Raw genomic sequence first — 22,444 nt, 5'->3', positions numbered from 1 at the left:
AACTACCGGCAATCAAAATAATTAATCAGAAAGTAATTTGATTCATTCAAGATTTGTCATCTATATGGGCACAAATGATGTGCACGATAAGTATGTGCATTTCTTGTATACGGGCTGTTGTTTTATTGTATATATCTTTCATTTGCACCCATCGTTCCTGTAAAACCAACCAGATATCATTGATAAAGCGGGCGCGGATATTGTTTTATAACCGTATTATGTTCGGTTATTTGGTCTGATATTTATGTTTGTCGCCCACTTAAAAAGTGGTGCTTAATTTATTAATTTCATCTAAAGTGGCTACGGCGCTGCCAAACTTGGCTACTACAACAGCTGCGGCATGATTTGCAAAATTGCAGGCTGTGCTAATATCCATACCATTGGCTAAGGCTACACCCAACGCGGCAATAACCGTATCTCCTGCTCCGGTAACGTCAAACACCTCTATTGCTTTTGTAGGTATTTTGGTAAGTTGGCCCGCATGATAGATAGCTATACCATCCTCGGACAAAGTAACAACTACCGTTTGGCAGGCTGTTACCGCTGCTATTATTCCGCAAGCCTGTTCAAGTGTTTTGTCATCAACTATATTTACCCCCGAAGCCAAAGCCGCTTCTTTTTTATTAGGTTTAATTAAAGTTGCCCCCTTGTATTTCGACAGGTCCTTATGTTTCGAATCAACAATAGTACTGATATTGTGTTCTGTTGACAATTTTATCAATTGCTCAACCAGGTATGGGCTTAACACGCCTTTACAATAGTCTGATATGATCAACAGGTCTGTCTCATGAATACATTCCCGGTATCTTGCAATAATTTTATCGGCCATATCTTTACTACAATAGTGCCTGTCCTCCTTATCAAGGCGTATCAATTGGTGCCGGCTTACAATAACCCTGGTTTTTATTGTTGTGCGCCTGGTTGCATCAGTTATTAAAGCAACAGATGAGGAAGCTGTATTGGTTAACTCACCATGCATTACCTTACCAGCATCATCATCGCCTATTAAACTGATTATAGTAGGCTGGCAGCCTAACGAATTAAGATTTTTCAGCACATTGCCAGCTCCGCCCAAACTGTATTTTTCGCCAGAAATATCCACCACCTGTACGGGTGCCTCGGGCGATATACGGCTACATGAGCCATTGATATAGTGATCAAGCATCATATCGCCTATAACACATATCCTTATCTCGTTGTTACGAGGTAGTGTAAAAGCAGTCATTAAATAGTAATTGATCTAAAACTGTACAACATAGTTTTAGTATTTAAGTTGCGAATATCGGTATATCTTGTTGTATTACTAAAGAAATTTAAACAACAAAAAAGCCGGTTAGCAATAACCGGCTTTTTTAGCAGGCTTTGCATTTATAAAGCAACGGGCACGGCAACATCAAATTCCTCGAATATCGAATTGTTACTTTTATACTCGGGTACAATTTCTTTCATTTTTCGTACAACCATTGCATCGTTAAACGAGCCGGAAAGGTTAACCAATTCTGTAATGTGTTTGTTTATTTGTATGTAAGATTGCTTGCGTACTTTAGCTATCATGATCTTTTGATGATGAGTTGGGATGGTGTTTTCGGCATCATTCAATAACTCTTCGTATAATTTTTCGCCTGGGCGTAAACCTGTAAAGGTAATTTTGATATCCTGATCGACAACGAAGCCCGAAAGCCTGATCATCTTTTTTGCCAAGTCGACAATTTTAACCGATTTACCCATATCAAAAAGGTATATCTCTCCCCCACTGCCCATAGAACCGGCTTCAAGTACCAGTCGACAGGCTTCAGGTATGGTCATAAAATAACGGGTAATTTCGGGGTGTGTTACTGTTATTGGCCCGCCTTTTTGTATCTGCGCTTTAAAACGCGGTATTACCGAACCATTAGAGCCTAATACGTTACCAAACCGTGTGGTGATATATTTTGTACGGTTTTTATTTTTCGATTTACTATTGATAACACTCAAATTTTTGTTGAGCACAATATGATCGTCACTGTGGAAATCAACCAAAGATTGCACATACATTTCGGCAATACGTTTCGACGCGCCCATAACATTTGTTGGGTTTACCGCTTTATCGGTAGATATCATCACAAATTTTTCTACACCGTGGTGCATAGATAGGTCTGCAATGTTTTTAGTACCCAGTACATTGGTATTTATCGCTTCACAAGGATTGTTCTCCATCATCGGCACATGTTTATATGCTGCTGCATGATACACATAATTTGGCTGGTAAGTTTCAAACAAAACACTCATGCGTTCTATATTACGCACATCGCCTATAAAGGTTACAAAACTGACATTATCATAGCCTGTATCTTCTAACTCTAATTGCAATTCATGTAAAGCTGTTTCGGCGATATCATTTAAAATGATAAGGGCAGGCTTATATTTCATTAATTGCCGCACCATTTCAGAACCTATTGAGCCGGCTGCACCTGTTACTAATATGTTTTTACTGTTTATTTGACTTTCAATCAGTGTATTGTTAATATGTATTGGCTCACGTTCCAATACATCTTCAATTTTTATATTTTGCAACTGACTTGGGTTAAGATGTCCGCCTATCCAGTTTGCAATTGGCGGTATATTTAAAACCCTAACATTGTTGGCAAGGCAAACATCAACTATGGTGCTTTTTATATTGATATCGATATCTTCTTTTGCAATAACAAGTTCGTTGATTTTTTCTGATACAATGATTTTTTCAATATCTGCTAATGGATGTATCTTAATATTGTCTATTTTTTTGCCGCGTATGCGGTTATCTTCGTCAATAAAGGCTACTATATTCATATTTAGCCCCGTGCCCTGTTGATCTAGTATGCGCTTGGTTGTAATGGCTGTTTCACTTGCACCATACACTATTACACGCTTTTGATTAAGCTTCAGGTTATTTATATAAGCAAACATGTATTTTACCAATAAGCGGTAACTTATCAGCAATACAAAGCTAAATAAGATGTTAATTATGATTATTTGCTCTATCCTGCTTACAAAATGACTAAGCAGAGAAGATTTGCTTATCGCATAAAATGCGACATTACTTGTTAACACTGAAAATAATATACGTATAGAATCCTGACCGCTGGTATACCGTACAATACCAGCATATGTTTTTAATACACCAAATACGAGGCAGTTAATGATAAGGAAAGTAAATAAAGCTTTATTTAACAGACTATAATTGACATGGCCTACTTCAAAGTTATTACTAATAGCATGTGCTAATATTAAAGATATTGTACAAAAAAATATATCCAGGAAAAAAATAATCCATCTGGGTACAATATTCATTCTATTTAACATGATAGATAATTTAAATATTTGCAAAAATAGTATGAAATTTTAAAAAACGCTTAATTAAATTCTAAATAACTTAGGCAGACAACCAGCTTAAAAATCATAGTATATATTTCTGAACGAGCTTTTAATCCCAAACGTTATAATTGACGTATTGTTTGTTGAGGCGATACTGCTTTCACGACGCGCGGCATATCCCAACTCAATACCTAAATTATTTTTGGGGTTTAATAAATAAAAAATATTTAGGGTGGAATAATATAAGTGCGTTTTAACACCCTGCCCTATAAAATTACCATAATCAGCAGCTCTATCTTTATACGATAGATTAATATTTTTTCCATAATTAACGCCTAAGGTATCCTGCCCGTACAAACTATAACCAAGTTGTTCACGTATTGTAAATCTTTTAACATTGTAAGTGCCGATCATCAAAAATTCTTTAAAATTTGCGCCATACGGATGAGCTAAAGACTGATTTAAATGGCTATAATTAGTAGCTGTTTTTTGCGAAGCATATGTATATGGCCGCACCGAATTAAGCTCAGCCTGCAAGTTAAGCCCTTTTATATTAAAAGCCTCCAGGTATTTTAACCCTAATTGTTCGCCGTGTTTGTTGGCCCAGTATCCGGTTCCGGCAAAAAACTCTTTAAATGTAAATTCATTTAGGGCAAACTGTCCATAAAGCACGTAGTGATTCAGGAATTTATAATTGCCTGTAAATCCAATAGTAGATTTACCCGGCGACCCGTTGGCCTGATCTACCGGATGCGCGAATATGATTGGATTTAAATAAGTGAAGTCAATGTCCCCTGGTTCCCACATCACATTTTCAAACAAGCCAAAGTTTAGGTTTTTATTTACATTCCAGCTTAAATAATGAAATATGCCGTGCTTTTTGGGGAAGGGGATATCATCGTTAGAAACAAGGCCATAATCATCCGTGAACTCGGCATACATGGCCATATACCTTAGCGGCCCCAATGTTCCTGTTAATTTGATAAAAGGATAATTAACCGCGTTGTCCGATAAGAGTAACGAGCGGTACCCATCGCCTATAAAGTTTTTATCGTAACCCATTTGCATGTTTAAAAAATTGCTCGGGGTAAACGAAATTGTACCGCCTGAATAGGCATAATCGAATGTGTTATGTACCGTAGTGTTATGAAGTGTGGCCTGCCCGGGCACTACCTGGTTATCATTCACAAATTTGGTAATATAACCTGCAAATTTTGCCTGGTTTTCATAAAGATATGTGTTAAAGGAAAAGAGTTTCTTTTTACCAACCACTCCTTTAATTTCAAAACCGCGGGTATTAAGGTATAGCGAACGCGATTTTTCATTACCGAAGGCCAGATCGGGCAAAAAGTCGGCAGTTAATTCGAAGTCGGGTCTTTTAAACTCTATTAAATGCTCTGCAAATATTTTTCGCCCCAGCCAGCTATCTGTTTGCCATTGTTTAAATTGAACTGGGCTTAATAACGAAGCATATTTTGCCGAGTCGAGCACATCGCCTATTATAAACGGGCGCATAGCTGTATGACTACGCTCGCTGCCTGAAAAGTATATACTTTTATCAATTTTACTGTTAATGTAATTGCTTATAGGTATTAATTCTGATTGAGCTTTGGCTTTCACAAAGGCAAAATTCAAAACCAACATTAAAAGCACATGTAAGTATCTTCTCATTTAGTACATCGTTAATTAGTTACACCGTACCCGTTTTGTAAAGCGTCGGCTGGCAACTATATTTCTAAATATTATGTAAAACACCGATAATATAATTAATATAATACATATTAACTGATATTTATTTATATCTGTAGTAACTACTATTATCCAATTTATAATTAACTGCATAAAAGCATATAAAGTAGCAACAGTTAAATGTTTAAATTTACGCTCGCTTACCATTAACTGATATAAATGCGAACGGTGTGCCAAAAATATGTTCTCACCTTTAAGTAACCGTAAAATAATTGTAAATACAGCATCTACCCCATAAACTGCTAATAATAGAACATACCGGATATCGGACGTTTGAAAGATAAGTTTGATTAACAGAAAACAAATAATAAAAGCAATAGATATACTGCCAACATCCCCTGCAAAACAAGCAGCCTTTTTGCGGAAGTTGAAAAAATTGAATATTAAAACACCTATGATAACAGATAAAAGCAGAGACGAATCTATAAAATAAGTTTTATAAGTATTTATCCAAAGCAAAGTAAGCAATGCAACCGCGCTGTATAAACCCGTTATGCCGTTAATGCCATCCATAAAGTTATAAGCATTTATAACACCAATTAACAACACAAATGCTACAGGTATATATATCCAGTTAACGCTAAACAATCCTAATTGCCAAAACACCATCAACATAGCCAGTAAATGCGCTAATAAGCGCAGGCGCCTTGAAAAATCCTTAATATCATCTAAAAAACTAATGGCCGATATCAGCAATAAACCTGCAACAAACCATGGATATTGAAGCCCCGAAAAAACGAACCACAAAAAAACCGAAAAAGGAAAAATTACACCTCCACCCCGTATGGTAATTTCGGTATGCGAACTGCGATGGTTAGGTTTATCGATAATGTTATAACGATCAGCTATTTTAAAATAAGCCAGTTCAATTATAAGCAGCAACACCAGATAGAGAAGATAGATCATATTTTGCGCAAACCTATGACAAGTTTGTTAAAGAAAGGTTTAATCTGAAATTATAACTTACTTTTATTTAACGTTACATCAGTAATTAAGTTTTAAACGTTATAATTTTAATCCTTTTAAAACAGGTTGCGGTGCCCATTTTAACAATGCGCGGGCCTTGCTATCGTCAAAGGTGAGATCGGCTGTTATTTTATTTAGCTTGACCGAATTAATGGGGCTTTTGCTGCCTATTATATCACCTGTAAAAGCCAACATTTTGGCAATAAAATAAGGCATATTAAATGGTTGTTTTTTATGCAGTTGTTTTGCAATAAACGTACTTAATTCATAAAACGAGGGGTTATAACCGTCTGTCAGATTATAGATCCCACCTGTCGAAGCCGCCGTTAAAACAGCATTTGCAACATCATCAATCAATACGATGCTTTTTTTTGCCTTCCCTCCGGCTATATTAAAGTAATAGCCTTTTTTTATGCCCAATATCATGGCACCCAAATTACCCGGCGGATTGCTGCCCGCCAGCAGTGGTAAGCGCAGGATGGTACAGGTTACATTATTTTTTTGGCACCATGCCCACACCAGACGTTCGGCTTCAATTTTACTTTCTCCATATGCCTCTTTCGCAAGTAATGGCATATCTTCTTTTATATTTGTCCCACTTTCAAGCCCATAAACAGCAACCGAACTAATGAATACGAAACTTTTGGGTAAGCCGGATGCTTCTGAACCTCTTAGTAGGTTTTGTGTACCCTTAACATTTACATCAAAAAAATCTTTTTTTTCTTCTTCTGTTTTAGGTACAATATGAGCTTTACCTGCCGCATGTATCAACAAATCGCATGCTGGTAACGAAGGGATATTTATGGCCAGGTCACTTGTAATATCTGCATTATCACGAGCCAGAGTAAAAACATCGTGTTGCAGAGCAATCAAATTTTGTACAATTGTTTTACCCAAAAAACCAGTGGCTCCAGTTATTATTACCTTCATTTCAAAAAAATTGCGCCAAACGTTTAAAAAAGCGTAATGGCATTAAAAAAAGTGGAGGCTTTAGGCCATTTTTTTTCCATGCTGCCACTATTTCCTTATTACCATTTAATATATTGGAAATGCTTTTATTTGTAGCCCCACCAAGCCTCATTTTCACCATTAATTGATCAACATACTTTGCTTTAAAGTCATATTTCTTAAATATTCTTAACATAAATTCATAATCAGCGGCGAGTTTATATTTTATGTCAAATACCCCTGCTTGTTGATATATATGAGAACGGACAAAAAGAGTGGGATGCGGTGGTACATTTCCTTTTTCAAAAAAATTTTTATAATAAGGCATTGATTTCCAACTTCTAACTTTTTTATTGATATCATCTTTTTTTACATAAATCAGATCTCCATACAATATTTCTGTTTCGGGATAGTTCCTAAAGGATAGGCAAACATCATTTAAAACATTACTATTGGCATAAACATCATCAGAATTCAATATCCCAATAACATCACCTTTGGCCAATCCAATTCCTTTGTTCATGGCATCGTAGATACCAAGGTCGGGTTCAGAAATAAACACGCTTATTTGATCGCTATTTTTTTTGATCAGTTCAACGGTACCGTCAGTTGAGCCTCCATCAATCACAATGTATTCTATTTCAACATTTTTTTGAGATAAAACAGATTGTATGGCATCCAGGATCGTTTCATTGTTATTATAAACAACAGTAATTATTGAGATAGTCATTTGGTAGCATTATGGGGTGGTAGCCGAACGTTTGAAAGTTAAAAATCCAACAATACGGCCTTTAAAGGCTATACGTCTTTTATTAAACGTAGTAAAATCTGCCTTTAATAGATTAATGAGCGATTGAATGATTTGAAAGCTTAATGAAAAGCAAAATAACAGGCCATAAATAAGATTCAGATTTTTCCTGAAGATAGCGCCATACCCTTTAGCATAATAATAAACCTTATCGTTAGACATTACTGTTACATGCAAAAGGGGATGCCATATAGATATTGCAGGCGTATACATTACCTCATACCCCTTGTTTAAAGCATTCATGATATAATCAAATTCTTCGCCCGATCCATACTTAGAGCCCACACCAAAATTTTCATCAAACAGTAGTTCCTTGCGTTTATTAAAACAGGTTATCGCCGAGTTATTGTTATGGAAATTGATTTTATTTAGCCTTATAGGTTTAACAGACCAATTTCTGATAATATTTGTTTTCGTTTCAAAATCGTATATACGGCCATAAAACATATCCACGTGTTTATTAGCCATGCTAAAATCATACACTTGTTGTATGGTTTCAGGATAATACGTACAATCATCGTCCGGAAAGGTAATTAGTTCGCCACGGGAGTGTCTAATTCCAATATTCTTATTAATCGCGATACCTTTTTTGGCTGATTTAATATGCTTAATATCTAACAGTGTAAAATAGTCGCTAACGATATGATCAATGCTTATCTTATCATTTTGATCGATAATCAGCACCTCGAAATTTTTATATACTTGTTTGGTTAACGATTCAAGAAGTTCCCTTAATTCTTCCGACCGATTATAGGTAGCAACAATTAAACTAATTAACATGAGAATCTGATTTTACACTTTCAACAAAATAATTCCTAAATAACTTGTAACCAAACAAAGTTCCTACAGTTAATAAGGAAACAAAAAACTCATTGAATATCATAACCCAATCAAAATATATTAAAATGTGATATAAAGGAGGCAAAAAAAGCAACAATATATATGAGTTATTTTTTAATTTATACAAAAAAATGAAATATAACAACAAAAAAAGCACTGTTAATATAATAGACCAATAGCCAAAATACAGGTATAAATAAACAGGAAATGTTATATTTATTGACATATAGTTTTCTAATACGAAGCTTTCAGATTGCCCGAAAAATATTTGCCTGTAATATTGATTAGGCATTATATCAAAACCAAATAGATCTCCAGGCACAAGAGAGTCCACAATAAGTTTCAGTTGATGGATCATACCATATTTCTCAAAAAACAAACTAAAATCCAGGCTGTTCGTGTCCATAAAATGAACTGGGATCATTCCCAGTTCAATACATGAAACACGACCGATCATAACATAAGAAATAACACTTAGGTCAACCGCTGAAAAACTTTCACGCAGTTGGGTGGCGAGTATAAATAAAACAGGCGATATAATCGAGGCATAAACCAAAAGTTTCTTAATCCCCTTTTGGTACTTGTTGAAATTATAAAAACCAATACCGATTAAAAAAACAAGCACAATACCAATAATAGCGCTGCGGCTGCCGGATAAAGTTATAACCACTACATAAATCAATATCATTTGAACAACTTTCATTTTTTTTTCCTGCAAAAAAATGGCAGCCATTAATAGTACAAGCGGATTTAAAAATAAATTGACGTAATTAAATAAGCTACCCGAAAGTGCTCCAGAAACTATCCCTTTAAAACCACCTGCAACAATCACAAACAACACTGTATAACACATTGAAACATAAAAAAGTTCGCTGGCTGCCGAAGATCGGATTGCGGGTTTAACCTGGAAGTTTTTCAGCGGCAAGATGTATAACAATGACACAGTAATTAAAATTGGCAATACATTAAGCCAAAAAACCTTGATAGACGCACCTGAATCGGTTATATCAGAATATAAGTGAATATCGCCAAAACATAGAATATATATTTGGGGGATTATAAAATGAAATATCAGATAAAAAAATAAAATTGCTATAAACGCCTTTTTCATTTAAAACATCCTTTTTTTTAAGCAACAGCCTACCTGATATAATGATTTAAATTTAATGATGTGATTACCATTTATGAAGGATAACCATATATGATGAAGAAAATCATGAGTTTTATTACTCATTAAAAATATCCTGGCTATTTGATAATGCATTGCTCCGATGGCCTTTTTTTTTAATGATTGGTTGTTTAATTTATCTATAAAGTAAGGATATAATGATTTGAATCTGTTTACTTGCCTATTATCGGATAAAGTGATGTTATCATCTCCCAGGCTATAATATCCAAGTTTTTGCGGCACGTATTTAAATCTTATTCCGCTTTGAGCCATTCGCAGCCATAAGTCGTAGTCTTCCATAGCAATGATGTCTCTTGCTTCACTGAAGCCACCGCTCTTTATTAATGATGATCTCCTGATGCATGTTGATGAAGTTGCGATGGTATTCAGGTTAAAAAGAAGGTCATAAAAACAGTTATCTTTTAATTGCCGGCAGGTCATTGTCTTGTAATGGGCCTCATTCTTTATCATGATAAGGTCATGATAAAAAAAATCATAATCATCTAATTTCAGCTGTGATAGTTTGTGTAACCTGTCGGTCATGTACCAATCATCGGAATCTAAGAAACATATCCATTCGCCCGAACTATGTTGCAAAGCTAAATTTCTTGGGCGTGCAGGCCCCCCCCAATTTTCGGTATAAATGTAGTGTATTGCTGTTTGCGGATAATTGTCTTTGTATCTTTGTACAATGTCTTTTGTATTATCCGTTGATCCGTCATCTGCGACAATTATTTCCAGATCGCTTACAGTTTGCGTTAGTACTGATAGTAAACATCTGTCCAATTCAGTTGCCCTATTATAAGTAGGTATGATAATAGAAAACTTATAATTATGGGTAAACATACCTAAATCATGCAAAATTTATGCTAATTTTAACTTGCTTCTATTTAATTATATACTGCTATCTAAAAGTGATTTGAGTTTTTGACGGAACAATGTTCCGGAGAACTTATCTTTTATAGTTGCTACCCCGTTCGCAATTATTTGATGGTTATCATCACTATTTAGCACATAATTAATCTTATCGTACAGTTTTTCTGAATTTGCTGGTTCAACTAAAAAACCGTTTTCATTATCCGTAATGATTTCCGGTATCCCACCTACATTTGTTGAAATCACTAACCTCGCGTTTGCCATTGCTTCAAGTACAGAATAGGGCAACCCCTCCCATAACGATGGAAAAATAAAAACGTCGAATGTCGTTAATACATCTTTCACGTTGCCGTGATAATAACCCATAAATATCACTTTGTCGGCAATGCCATTTTCTGTGCAATATGTTTGGGCCAATGCCATATCACGTCCTGATCCAGTTAATATTAGTTGCAGGTTCGGGTAATCTTTTAACAGTTTTTTAAAAGAATCAAGCAAGTACATAATTCCCTTGGCTTGTTCTATCCTACCAATGTAGCCAAGTTTATATACCGGTAGATTTATATTAAACCTGGTAAAATTAACGGGGCCGTTGTGTATTTCTTTAGTTGGAATAAAATTATGCAATACCACAATCTTATCCGGTAAAAAACCCCGCTTAACAATAAATTCATTTTTTATACACTCAGAATTTACAATCAAATAGTTTATATTATCTTTTATTTTTTTGTAAAGTAAATCAACCATCGTCTTTTTGTGCGGCATTGAAACTACCGTTAGCCATACAGGAATCTTTAATTGGTTCGCGGAGTTTACGCAATCTAAACATGTAATTGCAGATGGATATCCACCATTACAGCTAATAACAAGCGCCGGGTTATGATATGCAATTGTTTTTTTGATTTTTTTATTATTAGACCACTTAAAAAAACCATAAATTAAAAACCTAAATGCCTTGATCAGCACTCGGCATATAAAAAAAAACAACTTGCTTAGCCTACCCGATTTTATATTTTGATATAGGATAGGTATAGACCTAATATTAATTGTATGATATTGAAATTGTCGTTCTATTTTTTCCAAGTCGCTCTCAAACATCCCATTTTTATTAGAAATAAGGATAAAAGAGCAGTTTTCGGGGAAATTATTGATCAGGTCAATTACGTATTGGTTCCCTCCCCCGCGTTCATAGTTTTCGGTATATACAAGTATCTTTTTCAAGTTATTTAACTTTAAATACCCCCAAAATATAGCTGCTGGTTTTGCTAGTATTTAAGTTACCGAAAATTAACGCCCCGGTTTTCACAGCGCATTTAAGTATAAATTGCACAAATTTATTACCTGCATTTGTATTAAAAAGCGCAGGTTCAAATCCGCCTACATAATCCAGTTTTATTATTTCGAGTCCTCTTTTTTCTGCATAATCCCTCAAAACTGCTGTATCCATAATATTAAGATTATGAATGGGTAGAAGTTTAGTATCAGTAGTGTTGTTATCAATAATTTTTTGAATTATATAGTTGATACCTCTAAAATTTGGTAATCCAATTAATAAATGCGCGCCAGGCTTACAGAATTTGATATGCTTATCCAATATTGCATCCCAGTTATCAAAATGCTCTATAAAACCTAATGAAAAAACAACGTCAAACTCCGGAACAGCATCAACAGCCAAAAAATCGGCTATTTGAATAGCATACGCTTCTTCCGGAATATTAAGTATTTGGAAATTTTCAATAGTTTTGCGTGCTGCTATATCTACGTATTCTATTCCGGTAATGTGGTATCCTAATTTTTCATAAAATAGAACAAGCCATTTACCTGGAGCGCAACCTATTTCCAAAACCTTCTTTTTAAGGTTGGCTTTAGGGATATACTTTACAATATTATCTGAAATGACACGGTCATTTTTTAAATTATAGTTGACGATCTGAGGGAATTTTAAATTCGCCCAAAAACCCGCCCAAAAATCTTCTTCTGTTTTTTTCATTTTTTTAAAGCAAATTATCGTAAATTTCTTCTATTTTATAGCGTTGCCTCCATCCGGTATCTTTAAAAAGCTTGTTGTTATCACCACAACTTACAGGTATGTCGTCTTTTTTAACTAATTCTGGCTTTACATTTACCGTAATGCTTTTCCCCGATACTTTTATAAGCGAATCAAGTATTTTTGACATTGCAATATGACTACCACTACATACATTATAAATTTGGCCGGCTTTACCTTCAAATAGTATTTTGAAAAAGGCATCTAAAACATCGTTTATAAATAAATAATCTCTTTCTGAAGATAGATTGCCTGTAAATATTACATCTTCATCTTTACTATTATTAATCTGCTTTATAAAAGAACCTATGGAAAGCTTGTCGGACATTGACCTACCGATTATATTAAAGGTTCGCGCAATGTTCGCTGGTATCTTAAATTTCCGGGTATAATAGTTAAAATACTGCGTTTGTATAACTTTAGAAAGCCCATACGGCGTTATCGGCAACAATTCATGATTTTCTGAAAGCGGAATGACGCTGTTTGCCCCATACTCAGCGGCAGAGCCAATAAACAAAACCTTCTTGATTTCTAGTTTAAGGTCAATGATCGTTTCTAATACTCGTCTCGATAATTCCGCATTTAATGCAAGGCATTTATTAATGTCATTATTGTCAAGCGTACCTGCCAAATTAATAATATAATCCGGGACTACTTCGGCCAGTATCGTTTGAAGTGATAATGGTTCAAAAAAATCAAACCTTAAATAGTTTATATCTTGCACAGGTTCCGCAAACTCGCTTTTGCTTGCAAAATAAAAAACGTGTTTATCAATATAATGGTTTTGAGCAATATAAGACGCTAAATTTTTACCAATGAAACCGTTTGCGCCTAAAACTAAGATCTTACTTTTCATAAAATGTTGAAAACAGCGATATCAGGCCAATATTATTTATTTTGCTTGATGGTAAACAATAGTTCATTCACTGTTTTCCTGGTTTTTGCAGAGAAAAAGTATTGAATAAAAAACGACAGGAGTACCCCAATTCCTGTCACGCCCATTACAAGGATTAGGTTAATCTTTGATTTTTCGTGTGGTAAAAACCCATTAGCGCCTAATAAAACTATTACCAAAAAGACAACAGGTATAATAACAGGCTCTAACACTGATTTTAAAAAACTGATAAAAGAGGTATCCAAAAACTTTAGCAAATAAAATGTATAATATGAAGCCGACAGTAAGAATGCGATAAATGTAAACACTGCAAACGACTTTAGTCCCAAAATAGAATATAGGCCTATAATCCCTATCCAATATACAGCAGGTATAATTGTATTGATTGTATACATTTGCTTAATTTTTTCTTGAGCCAGCAACAACATACTCGTAGGATAAGAAATGAAAGCAAAGATATTACAAAAAATAAGAATCTGGGCCAATATCGTACTTTGCTCATAACTTGCACCAACCCAGGATAAAACAAACGATCTTGTGGTAATCACTTGTGCTATAATTGGGAATATCACAAGTGGTAAGGTAATTTGAATTACTTGCCTTACGAATATCTTTAATCCTTCTGTATCCTTAACCCCAACAAAATGATTAAAACGAACGCTGAATGGAGAAAAGAGTATACCGAAAATACTTCGAAAAAAGGATAGCATTGTAAGACCGATAGCATATATCGCCACTTTATCGACTCCTAAAAATTTACCAATTACAACACTGTCCAGTTCATAATACAATATCCAGGCTATTGTTACATACAAACTCGAAAGTGCTAAGCTATTTACCTTTTTATAAATGCCTTTGTCGAAACGGAAACATTGGACGAATAAACGAAAATCATACTTGTATCTGTAATAAGCCATAGCTAAAAAGGTGAGATACGCTATAGCGGTAATTACCTGACTAAACAAAAAATATTCGACAATCAGATAATTACTGCCGCCGAAAAAATATAAGACAGAAACTATTTTCAGAGCACTTGCTACGCAAAAAATGCGCTGTATCACATAATCTTCCAAACGTATACTGAATATTACTTGTGTAATACGCTGTATCACCGTTAAGGGTGCAAAACAAGCTAAAATGATCAATAACTTAGAAGCGATAGAAACTTTCGCGGGAGTATTCAAGTCTTTAAGGAGTACCTGAGGATTAAAACCCAGATATAAAAAGATTGCCGAACATAATAATATAAATATCAATAAAATGAATGAAGTAAAGCCTATTACTTTTATTTCATCTTCCTTTTCATTCCTGGAGTAATGTTCTGCAGCATATTTTTGCCCTGCTGCCATAAACCCCAGATCAGAATATGCAAGAAAAATTGAAACGGAAATACATACCGAATATATACCATAAGTTGAGGGGTCTTTTGTAAGATAGGGCACAACCACAAACATTGATAAAAAGTTTAATATCAGTGATACTCCCTGCCATATGTATATTTTAACGTATTGTAATAAGTATGATTGCCTGCGCATGTAATTATATTTTAGAAATAGTATTATTCACAATATCGAACGATAATGTGTTCTCACTTTCCCTCGACGTTAAATACTGATATTTATAATCAAAATATTTTAAAATATTAATCTCTTTTAAAGCGGCCAGGTTTTTATTTATAACAGTAAAATTTACCAAACTGCTGTCTAACGTTTGTGCGCAATAATTAATTGTTTGGTAAAAATGTGGCATTGTATTTTTTATCTCATCGTTATAGATAAAGATGATCGGTTTTTCATTTAATACCGCAAAATTAAGTGATGTGGAACAATGGCTTATAGCAAATTCACAATGTCGCGTTAATTCAGCTGTTTGGTCAAAATATACTCCTCTTCCCTGAAAGGGATTCTCTTTCTTATAATTATCAGCTTTAGGATGTGCAGCAATGATCACTTTTAGATCGTATCGTTCTTCTATAAATTTAAAAAGCGCGTTTAATTGCTTGTAATAAGTATCAACAGTTACTGTTTTAATACCAAGAATAGAGAAATCAGGATGGTGTGGCAAATAATCATCCAAAAAAACCGCATATTTTGAATGCGTAACTCTGGTGCTGTTTCTGGTTTGGTGATAACGCTCATAATCAAACGAGTTTATATTTATCAGCTTTGATTTATCATTATCTATTTGGGAACCTACGCCAACAGTATATATACCTAATTTACCCGAATTAAATATAATATCATAAGGCTTAACCAAGCCGTATTTTTTGTATGCCAAAGCAATTTTATTTATGAGAAATAAATACAATAACCTAGCATTAAACAACTTACGAATTTTCGATATTAAGGCATTGGTTGAAAACGCAAGGTGTGGCATTGGAACCGCGCCCCTTGCAAAAAATGCGGTAAAGCATTTATATTTAGTCAATAGCTTAAATAATTGCATAACCCGTGCTTCATACGTGATAATAATCATAAACAAAGTACTTTCTGTACTTTGTTTTTTTATTTCCGCTTCTACACCATTTAAACTATTTATCTTGATTACATATGGACAATCAAATTCTGCTGTTAAAATACCTGGGAAAAAAACTTCACTGAGGTCCCAATATTCTATTTCGAAGCCCCCGTTGTCTATTAATTCAGTTAAAAAAAAGTTCTTTATAAAAACTTTTGTTATGGGCTGATAGGTTACAAAAATAATCTTTCTGATCATATTGTTAATAAACGAAAGGCAAATAAGATGTCGTGTAATGTTAATTAAATTGCGGTCCAACCACCATCAACAATCAAATTATGCCCTGTTACGTAGCTTGCCTCATCTGAGATCAAATAATGAACTGCGGCTACAATATCTTCAGGAGTACCCATCCGTCGCATTGGCACCTTTTTATTATAATTTTTTAAAAAAACATCTGATTGGTTATCAAATATCCCCCCTGGCGATACACAGTTAACACGTACCTGATAAGGACCATAATATGATGCAAGATACCTGGTAAGATTATTGATGCCACCCTTAATAGCTGAGTAAGCTACCGCATTTGTCATCTGTGTTCCTTCATAAACAGTAAAATCGGGCCCTACTAAACCATATATGGATGACATGTTTACTAATGATCCATACCCCTGGTCCTTCATTGTATTCAGCACTATTTTACAGCATAAAAAATAACCATTTAGGTGCATATCGACATTTTTTCGCCACGAATCAAATTCGACATCTTCAAGCGCATTGCCCCAATCTGCTGTTCTGGGATATGCGTTATTAATCCACGCATTTATTTTACCGTATTTAGACAATATCTCGCTAACTCCCTTATTAACGGAAGTTTCATTTGTTATATCCATCATAAGGTTGTCGCTATGCTGGTGATCAAATTTTATATCGACAGATACTACAATACCTTCTTCGGCGCGAAGACTATTTACAATTTTTTTACCTAATAATCCATTACCCCCGGTAACAACTATTACTTTATCTTTAACGGAGAACATTAATTATACTTTCTAAATACCGGTTTTATAACCGGGGATCTTAAATATGCATTTGTACCCTTATCCAAAGCCTGGGCATAAATAGTTAATGATGCTTTAATTGCTGACAGGGTCATATCCAGTTCTATTTCTTTATGGGCATAAGAAATGGCTATACACGGTATTAATACATTGTTATTTATCATCTCCTGTGCAAATAATGTTCGCATTGGCAACGAAGGGTTGCCACCATTATCTTTTGTGACAAAATTTGGCGAGCATGGGTATCCTTCCAGATAAAAGCGATCGGCAATACCTAATTCGGTCGCAATATTATTCGCCTCATTTATCAAAGTTTCTCCATAACGCCAAAAATGCGCTATAACATTATCTCTCTTCAGTACTTCGATAGTTTTTATAAATGCACCTAAAGCACTCATTTCAGCACCGTGTGTGGTTGAAGTTAGAAACACTCGCTCTGCCCCTTCTTCCAATATACCGCCAATTTGCATAATTTCTCTTTTACCGCCCAGTGCTGCTACCGCAAAGCCATTAGCCATTGCCTTTCCAAACGTACACAAGTCAGGTTCTACATCAAAAAATGCCTGAGCCCCCTGCAAATGCCATCTAAAGCCTGTTATCATTTCATCAAGGATAAACACTGCTCCATTTTGTCTGCACAAATCTTTCACTGTATGTAAAAAATTGTTTGTAGGTCCTACAGTAGTCGCCGCCTCCAGCATCACTCCCGCTATTTGATCTGGATATTGCTCAAATAAATTTTTAAGTGAGTTATCATCGTTATAGTTGAACTTTAGAGTTAAAGTCCGCATCTCTTCGGGGATACCTTTTGTTAATGGTGTCGAGCCAATGAACCAATCGTCAAACGAAAAGAAAGGATGTTCGGCAGCTACGGCTATATATTTCCTATTGGTATAAGCCCTGGCCAATTTCACTGCTGCAGATGTTACTGTTGAGCCATGCTTCGCAAATTTAACCATATCAACTGATGGTATGGTCTCGATCAATAATTCAGCAGCTTTTAATTCGGTAAGTGATGCTCTTGTTAAATTATTGCCATTCAGTATCTCTTGATAACAGGCTTCTGCAATCTCTTTGTTTCCATAACCAATATTCACAGATCGTAAGCCCATGCCATAATCAAGATATTTTTTATCGTATGCATCAAGAACATACGCTCCGTGACCACTTTTTAATATAGATGGAGCATTTGACGGGTATTGATCATCTCCTCGCGAATAAGTGTGCGCACCACCAGGTATGGCATTATGTAATCTGTTTGAATATGAGTCTCTCATTTAGTAGGATCTTTAATTTTCTAATTCTTTTAATTTATTAAAATTCACTAAATATTGTTCGTTAAGATGTGTATTTAGTAAATATATTTTTTGTTCCAAAATAATATTTATCAATTCATTGTCGCTTATAGATATTATCTTGTCGCCCATGATCTGAATTATTTTTTTAAAAAATAACGCATCATCAGGATAATCCAAAGTCATCCTGATTTTTTTTTCGTTATCATTCGCTACAAAGGCAATATTATATTTTTCATAATTATCAAATATTTTACCCCAGCCTGTTTCAAGTTTTTTTGATATATGATTCCGTAGCGATGTTTCGAGTATTGTTTTTGAATACCCAAACACATTCATCCCTATCGGCAATCCACTGGTTTGTACAATTTCGTGCTGTTTAAGACCTTCAAACACCAGCCGTGCGGCTTTTGCAGAGCATAATATATCATCACCGTCTATTGATATGATCTTATTAATCTTATTAGCCTCTGCACATTCTAAATGCCGAAGTGGTATATTTTCATCTGAACCATAAAAAATATCTACATTTTGATGCTTTAAAAGTTCAGCAAACTTATGATTTTCCGGCGCGATAGAACTTGTTATAAATATCTTGATCTCATTATTCTTAATTTCCGTATCAAACTCACAGGCATAACGTTGTATCAACCACTCAATAAATGTTTTTCCATTAGCTTCTATCAGATGCTTTTGGCTAAGCCTTGTTGAACCTAAACGTGCGGTAATAAAGATGCCTGTCATATAAATTTCACTATTATGTCTTCGTCACAGGACCGTTCGGCAGCATATAGCAGCTGCAAAACTTTATGATCTTTAGATAATGTATTTGGGAAAAAACCCTCACCGGCAACAGCTTTTAAAAAAGCATCCATTTCATCAATATATATTTGCTCGGTAATATTTTTATTATATCCGGCCTGTGCAGATGTTATTTCATATGTAATCTCATCCCACTGATTCGATTCGGGTTCAAAAATTTTTATTGCATTATCATCCCAATCCCAAGATAATTGCTTTTTGTCACCATTGATCACCAATCTCCTGGTTGCATGACGGGACACTACATCAACAGTTAAATTGAATATCATCGTATTATAATCCAGCAGCAGGTTGTATGTATCATCAATTTCTTCTGCACCTTGTATATTTATCGCTTTTTTATAAAATGCAACAACTTTTTTAGGTAATCCTAAGATCATGGTAATCCAGGTTAATTCAAATGGTACTATTTCCCTTCCGCCGCCTGTAGCTTTATTTGACACGTAATAATCCGATACATTTTCATATGTGTGCCAATCTGGTAAATATTGACCAGAATGGTATAAAAAGTTAGAGATAGTGCCTAACTCACCTTTCTCGATAATGCTTTTAATCTTTTGTATTGCCGGATGAAAATATAAAGTACATGACGGGGCTAAACAAATATTCTTTTTATCCGCTTCTTTTATAATTTCCTCCATGCCTGTATCCACAACACTGGCTTCAATAAATGCAGGGATATTTAATTGCAAAGCCTTGTTCATATAAATATGATGAACATCCGGCGGTACAGAGATCACGAATGCTTTAATTTCATACTCATGAATAATCGAATCAAAATCTGTCGCCGTAGGTATTTTATATTTATCAGAAGCTTCTGCACAACGATCTTCTCTTTTATCAAAACCAATGATATTTTTTAAGCCTATAGCAGAAAGATTCCTTATCCTTCTTTTACCCATAGAGCCTAATCCAATTATCAAAATATGACCTTCCATTTTAAAATTTTATATATTTAATATCTTGTTGAGCTTTTATATAATCGTCGTGTTTGCCAATATCCAGCCAATACCCCCGCAACGGATAAGAAGTTACCTTAAACCCATTTTTAATAAGATCATCCATAAGGTCTGTAGCGTTGTAAAATGTTTCACGCGGTATTCGTTCACACATTTCTTTTTTCATCAGGTATATCCCTGCATTTGCAAAATATGTATAGGTGGGTTTCTCTTTAAAACTCCGGATAAGGTTCTCCTGGGTTTCTAAAATAGCGTATGGGATGTTTACGTTATAAGGTATAGTAGCAACTGAAAAATCTGCATCCGATTTAATAAACTCCAAAAAAAATTGTTCATAATCTAAGTTTGTCAACACGTCAGAGTTTGTCACTAAAATATGATCATGCTCAAATGTCGCTATTGTAGATACACATCCAATTGTACCTAGCGGCAAATTTTCTTCCAAATAGTTAATCTTTACACCTTTACCCTCGCCATTTTTAAAAAAATCTTTTATCTTTTCACCCAGGTATTTAACAGATATCCAAAAATCATCTATTCCAAAATCTGCCAGACGATCTAAATTATGCTCAATAATAGGCTTGTCTCCCACTTTTAGCATCGGCTTGGGTTCCGTATCTGTAAGTGGTCTTAATCTTTCACCCCGCCCGCCGGCCATGATAATGGCATCAATCGGCAAATAAGATCTCAGAAATCGAAAATTAATAATATTTACAACAACTCCATTATAGTCTATAACGGGCAAAATTTTATAACCACTATCTCTATATCCAATTATTTGTTGAATTGTATAGTTTCCGCGCTGTATATATTTGGGATTCGGTTGAACAAATTCGTCAACATTATTTTCCAAAGTCAGGCCTTTTAACAAGCCCCTTCTAACATCTCCATCTGTCAGCGACCCAACAAGCTGCCCGCTTCTGTTTATAACAAACAGGATAGCATCAGGTCCCAGTTCATTAAATGTTGCCAAAGCTATTTTTATAGAACTGTCAGATAAAATTAAATGCTTCTTATAATCATATTTCATTTAAAATGTACATTAAAGTAATGCCTGTTTTTAAAAGGCAATATTGTTAAATACTTTGGGAGAATATTTTTTTACATGTATCGATCTTATGGCATTAACTATTTCCTGTGCGGCATTTCCATTACCATAAGGTGAAATCACTAAATTTGTTTTTAATTTGAATTCAGAATCTTTAATCTGTTCAAATGCATTTACTATTTCAGTTGTATTTACGCTACAATTAATAATACTTTGTGCCTGTATTCTTCCATGTTGTCTGCTCCCAATGTTGATGGTTGCTATCCCAAGAGATGGAGCTTCTACAATCCCGCTTGAACTGTTTCCAACTATTGCATCACAAACTTTCAATACAGATAAAAACCGAATTGTTCCCAGCGATGTAAAAGATGCAGCTTTATCAGGGTTCATACTGATATATTCATCTATCATTTGATTGATAATCCTTCCATCGGTATCAGCATTAGCCTTGGTGAAAATAAAAAAACTCTCATCCTGCGTATTTATCGCACTTAACAGTTCCTTAAATTGTTTTTCTGAAGATATATCTCCTAACGTGGTTGGGTGAAACGTTACTTGATAATTATACTTCAAAAATTTGATACCCAAGTCTCTTTCCAATTGCTCCCTACTAAGCGGAATTATGTTTTTAATATTATCTATACTTAAAGCACCTACATTAAAAACATGTTCAGCGTGTTCACCCAATTGAATAACCCTTTTACGGTATTCATCTGTTGAAGTAAAATGATAATGGCTCATTTTAGTAATGGCATGCCTTATAGCGTCATCATAAGCACCTTCAGTAACCTCTCCGCCATTTATATGCGCAATAGGTATCTTGTATATTAAAGCCGCTGATGCAATTGCAAGCATTTCGTATCGGTCGCCCAGTATGATAAGCAGGTCTGTCGCTAGGTTTTTAAAGGCATCGGCATATCCGATCATACCCAAGCCCATTGATTTCACGATCCCCCCGGCTGTGTCAGATGAAAGCAGCATTTCTACTTTGGCATCTATTTTTAAGCCATCTCTTTCAATTTGCTGATAAGTTAAGCCAAACTCAGGCGATAAATGAGCACCTGTTACTAATGTTTGAAGCGTCCACCCAGGTTCAATTAATATCTTATCTATTAAAGGTTTTAACAGTCCATATTCAGCCCTTGTTGCTGTGGCTATGCAAACTTTCATCT

20 protein-coding genes are annotated in these 22,444 nt (G+C 34.8%); all 20 read right to left on the bottom strand.

Features of this window, described 5'->3' with window-relative positions; all coding sequences use genetic code 11:
* Nucleotides 1–259: 259 nt before the first annotated feature.
* The 20 genes from rfaE1 to neuC all read right to left on the bottom strand — a co-directional run bounded on the left by rfaE1 (nt 260) and on the right by neuC (nt 22,442).
* Nucleotides 260–1,225, bottom strand: coding sequence for a D-glycero-beta-D-manno-heptose-7-phosphate kinase (rfaE1, locus tag HQ865_RS06475; RefSeq protein ID WP_173414110.1), 966 nt, complete (start codon nt 1,223–1,225; stop codon nt 260–262).
* Nucleotides 1,226–1,368: 143 nt separating this feature from the next.
* On the bottom strand, nt 1,369–3,309 hold the full coding sequence (locus HQ865_RS06470) for a polysaccharide biosynthesis protein (protein WP_237073757.1): 1,941 nt from the start codon (nt 3,307–3,309) through the stop codon (nt 1,369–1,371).
* A 99-nt stretch (nt 3,310–3,408) separates the two neighbouring features.
* Nucleotides 3,409–5,004 carry a hypothetical protein gene (locus tag HQ865_RS06465; RefSeq protein WP_173414108.1) on the bottom strand — a complete coding sequence of 532 codons (1,596 nt, stop codon included), beginning with the start codon at nt 5,002–5,004 and terminating at the stop codon, nt 3,409–3,411.
* 15 nt (nt 5,005–5,019) lie between these two features.
* Complete coding sequence (locus HQ865_RS06460) at nt 5,020–5,988, bottom strand: MraY family glycosyltransferase (protein WP_173414107.1); 969 nt, start codon at nt 5,986–5,988, stop codon at nt 5,020–5,022.
* A 99-nt stretch (nt 5,989–6,087) separates the two neighbouring features.
* Nucleotides 6,088–6,978 (bottom strand): NAD-dependent epimerase/dehydratase family protein, encoded by an 891-nt coding sequence (locus HQ865_RS06455; protein WP_173414106.1) that lies wholly within the window; start codon nt 6,976–6,978, stop codon nt 6,088–6,090.
* Nucleotide 6,979: 1 nt separating this feature from the next.
* The gene (locus HQ865_RS06450; RefSeq protein WP_173414105.1) at nt 6,980–7,726 is read right to left on the bottom strand and encodes a glycosyltransferase family 2 protein; all 747 of its coding nucleotides are present in this window, start codon (nt 7,724–7,726) and stop codon (nt 6,980–6,982) included.
* Between the two features lie 9 nt (nt 7,727–7,735).
* Complete coding sequence (locus HQ865_RS06445; protein WP_173414104.1) at nt 7,736–8,584, bottom strand: glycosyltransferase family 2 protein; 849 nt, start codon at nt 8,582–8,584, stop codon at nt 7,736–7,738.
* Complete coding sequence (locus HQ865_RS06440) at nt 8,574–9,755, bottom strand: hypothetical protein (RefSeq protein WP_173414103.1); 1,182 nt, start codon at nt 9,753–9,755, stop codon at nt 8,574–8,576. The genes HQ865_RS06445 and HQ865_RS06440 overlap by 11 nt, the downstream gene beginning before the upstream one ends.
* Nucleotides 9,756–10,658: a glycosyltransferase family 2 protein gene (locus tag HQ865_RS06435; RefSeq protein ID WP_173414102.1), complete on the bottom strand. Its 903-nt coding sequence runs from the start codon at nt 10,656–10,658 to the stop codon at nt 9,756–9,758.
* Between the two features lie 48 nt (nt 10,659–10,706).
* Nucleotides 10,707–11,909, bottom strand: coding sequence for a glycosyltransferase family 4 protein (locus tag HQ865_RS06430; RefSeq protein ID WP_173414101.1), 1,203 nt, complete (start codon nt 11,907–11,909; stop codon nt 10,707–10,709).
* A 1-nt stretch (nt 11,910) separates the two neighbouring features.
* On the bottom strand, nt 11,911–12,678 hold the full coding sequence (locus HQ865_RS06425; protein ID WP_173414100.1) for a class I SAM-dependent methyltransferase: 768 nt from the start codon (nt 12,676–12,678) through the stop codon (nt 11,911–11,913).
* 4 nt (nt 12,679–12,682) lie between these two features.
* The gene (locus HQ865_RS06420; protein ID WP_173414099.1) at nt 12,683–13,591 is read right to left on the bottom strand and encodes an NAD-dependent epimerase/dehydratase family protein; all 909 of its coding nucleotides are present in this window, start codon (nt 13,589–13,591) and stop codon (nt 12,683–12,685) included.
* A 32-nt stretch (nt 13,592–13,623) separates the two neighbouring features.
* Nucleotides 13,624–15,165 carry an oligosaccharide flippase family protein gene (locus tag HQ865_RS06415; RefSeq protein WP_173414098.1) on the bottom strand — a complete coding sequence of 514 codons (1,542 nt, stop codon included), beginning with the start codon at nt 15,163–15,165 and terminating at the stop codon, nt 13,624–13,626.
* A gap of 4 nt (nt 15,166–15,169) precedes the next feature.
* Nucleotides 15,170–16,345 carry a hypothetical protein gene (locus tag HQ865_RS06410; RefSeq protein ID WP_173414097.1) on the bottom strand — a complete coding sequence of 392 codons (1,176 nt, stop codon included), beginning with the start codon at nt 16,343–16,345 and terminating at the stop codon, nt 15,170–15,172.
* 44 nt (nt 16,346–16,389) lie between these two features.
* Nucleotides 16,390–17,127, bottom strand: a complete 738-nt coding sequence (locus HQ865_RS06405; RefSeq protein ID WP_173414096.1) for an SDR family oxidoreductase — start codon at nt 17,125–17,127, stop codon at nt 16,390–16,392.
* Nucleotides 17,127–18,425, bottom strand: a complete 1,299-nt coding sequence (locus HQ865_RS06400) for a glutamate-1-semialdehyde 2,1-aminomutase (protein WP_173414095.1) — start codon at nt 18,423–18,425, stop codon at nt 17,127–17,129. The genes HQ865_RS06405 and HQ865_RS06400 overlap by 1 nt, the downstream gene beginning before the upstream one ends.
* 12 nt (nt 18,426–18,437) lie before the next feature.
* Nucleotides 18,438–19,187, bottom strand: coding sequence for a cytidylyltransferase domain-containing protein (locus HQ865_RS06395; RefSeq protein WP_173414094.1), 750 nt, complete (start codon nt 19,185–19,187; stop codon nt 18,438–18,440).
* The gene (locus tag HQ865_RS06390) at nt 19,184–20,203 is read right to left on the bottom strand and encodes a Gfo/Idh/MocA family protein (RefSeq protein ID WP_173414093.1); all 1,020 of its coding nucleotides are present in this window, start codon (nt 20,201–20,203) and stop codon (nt 19,184–19,186) included. The genes HQ865_RS06395 and HQ865_RS06390 overlap by 4 nt, the downstream gene beginning before the upstream one ends.
* Before the next feature lies 1 nt (nt 20,204).
* Nucleotides 20,205–21,254 (bottom strand): nucleotidyltransferase family protein, encoded by a 1,050-nt coding sequence (locus HQ865_RS06385; protein ID WP_173414092.1) that lies wholly within the window; start codon nt 21,252–21,254, stop codon nt 20,205–20,207.
* Nucleotides 21,255–21,284: 30 nt separating this feature from the next.
* On the bottom strand, nt 21,285–22,442 hold the full coding sequence (gene neuC / locus HQ865_RS06380) for a UDP-N-acetylglucosamine 2-epimerase (RefSeq protein ID WP_173414091.1): 1,158 nt from the start codon (nt 22,440–22,442) through the stop codon (nt 21,285–21,287).
* Nucleotides 22,443–22,444 lie beyond the last annotated feature (2 nt).

This window comes from Mucilaginibacter mali, assembly GCF_013283875.1.
Classification (GTDB): domain Bacteria; phylum Bacteroidota; class Bacteroidia; order Sphingobacteriales; family Sphingobacteriaceae; genus Mucilaginibacter; species Mucilaginibacter mali.
Note: the sequence above shows the minus strand (reverse complement) of the source record. Positions and strands in the feature narration are given on the sequence as shown.

What these genes read in the sequence shown, in the direction of transcription:
- HQ865_RS06400 (WP_173414095.1), bottom strand. Translation starts at nt 18,425, where the DNA reads ATGAGAGACTCATATTCAAACAGATTACATAATGCCATACCTGGTGGT.
- HQ865_RS06390 (WP_173414093.1), bottom strand. Translation starts at nt 20,203, where the DNA reads ATGGAAGGTCATATTTTGATAATTGGATTAGGCTCTATGGGTAAAAGA.
- HQ865_RS06425 (WP_173414100.1), bottom strand. Translation starts at nt 12,678, where the DNA reads ATGAAAAAAACAGAAGAAGATTTTTGGGCGGGTTTTTGGGCGAATTTA.
- HQ865_RS06445 (WP_173414104.1), bottom strand. Translation starts at nt 8,584, where the DNA reads ATGTTAATTAGTTTAATTGTTGCTACCTATAATCGGTCGGAAGAATTA.
- HQ865_RS06450 (WP_173414105.1), bottom strand. Translation starts at nt 7,726, where the DNA reads ATGACTATCTCAATAATTACTGTTGTTTATAATAACAATGAAACGATC.
- HQ865_RS06470 (WP_237073757.1), bottom strand. Translation starts at nt 3,309, where the DNA reads ATGAATATTGTACCCAGATGGATTATTTTTTTCCTGGATATATTTTTT.
- HQ865_RS06465 (WP_173414108.1), bottom strand. Translation starts at nt 5,004, where the DNA reads ATGAGAAGATACTTACATGTGCTTTTAATGTTGGTTTTGAATTTTGCC.
- HQ865_RS06410 (WP_173414097.1), bottom strand. Translation starts at nt 16,345, where the DNA reads ATGATCAGAAAGATTATTTTTGTAACCTATCAGCCCATAACAAAAGTT.
- HQ865_RS06460 (WP_173414107.1), bottom strand. Translation starts at nt 5,988, where the DNA reads ATGATCTATCTTCTCTATCTGGTGTTGCTGCTTATAATTGAACTGGCT.
- rfaE1 (WP_173414110.1), bottom strand. Translation starts at nt 1,225, where the DNA reads ATGACTGCTTTTACACTACCTCGTAACAACGAGATAAGGATATGTGTT.
- HQ865_RS06440 (WP_173414103.1), bottom strand. Translation starts at nt 9,755, where the DNA reads ATGAAAAAGGCGTTTATAGCAATTTTATTTTTTTATCTGATATTTCAT.
- HQ865_RS06405 (WP_173414096.1), bottom strand. Translation starts at nt 17,127, where the DNA reads ATGTTCTCCGTTAAAGATAAAGTAATAGTTGTTACCGGGGGTAATGGA.
- HQ865_RS06385 (WP_173414092.1), bottom strand. Translation starts at nt 21,254, where the DNA reads ATGAAATATGATTATAAGAAGCATTTAATTTTATCTGACAGTTCTATA.
- HQ865_RS06455 (WP_173414106.1), bottom strand. Translation starts at nt 6,978, where the DNA reads ATGAAGGTAATAATAACTGGAGCCACTGGTTTTTTGGGTAAAACAATT.
- HQ865_RS06395 (WP_173414094.1), bottom strand. Translation starts at nt 19,187, where the DNA reads ATGACAGGCATCTTTATTACCGCACGTTTAGGTTCAACAAGGCTTAGC.
- HQ865_RS06420 (WP_173414099.1), bottom strand. Translation starts at nt 13,591, where the DNA reads ATGAAAAGTAAGATCTTAGTTTTAGGCGCAAACGGTTTCATTGGTAAA.
- HQ865_RS06415 (WP_173414098.1), bottom strand. Translation starts at nt 15,165, where the DNA reads ATGCGCAGGCAATCATACTTATTACAATACGTTAAAATATACATATGG.
- neuC (WP_173414091.1), bottom strand. Translation starts at nt 22,442, where the DNA reads ATGAAAGTTTGCATAGCCACAGCAACAAGGGCTGAATATGGACTGTTA.
- HQ865_RS06435 (WP_173414102.1), bottom strand. Translation starts at nt 10,658, where the DNA reads ATGTTTACCCATAATTATAAGTTTTCTATTATCATACCTACTTATAAT.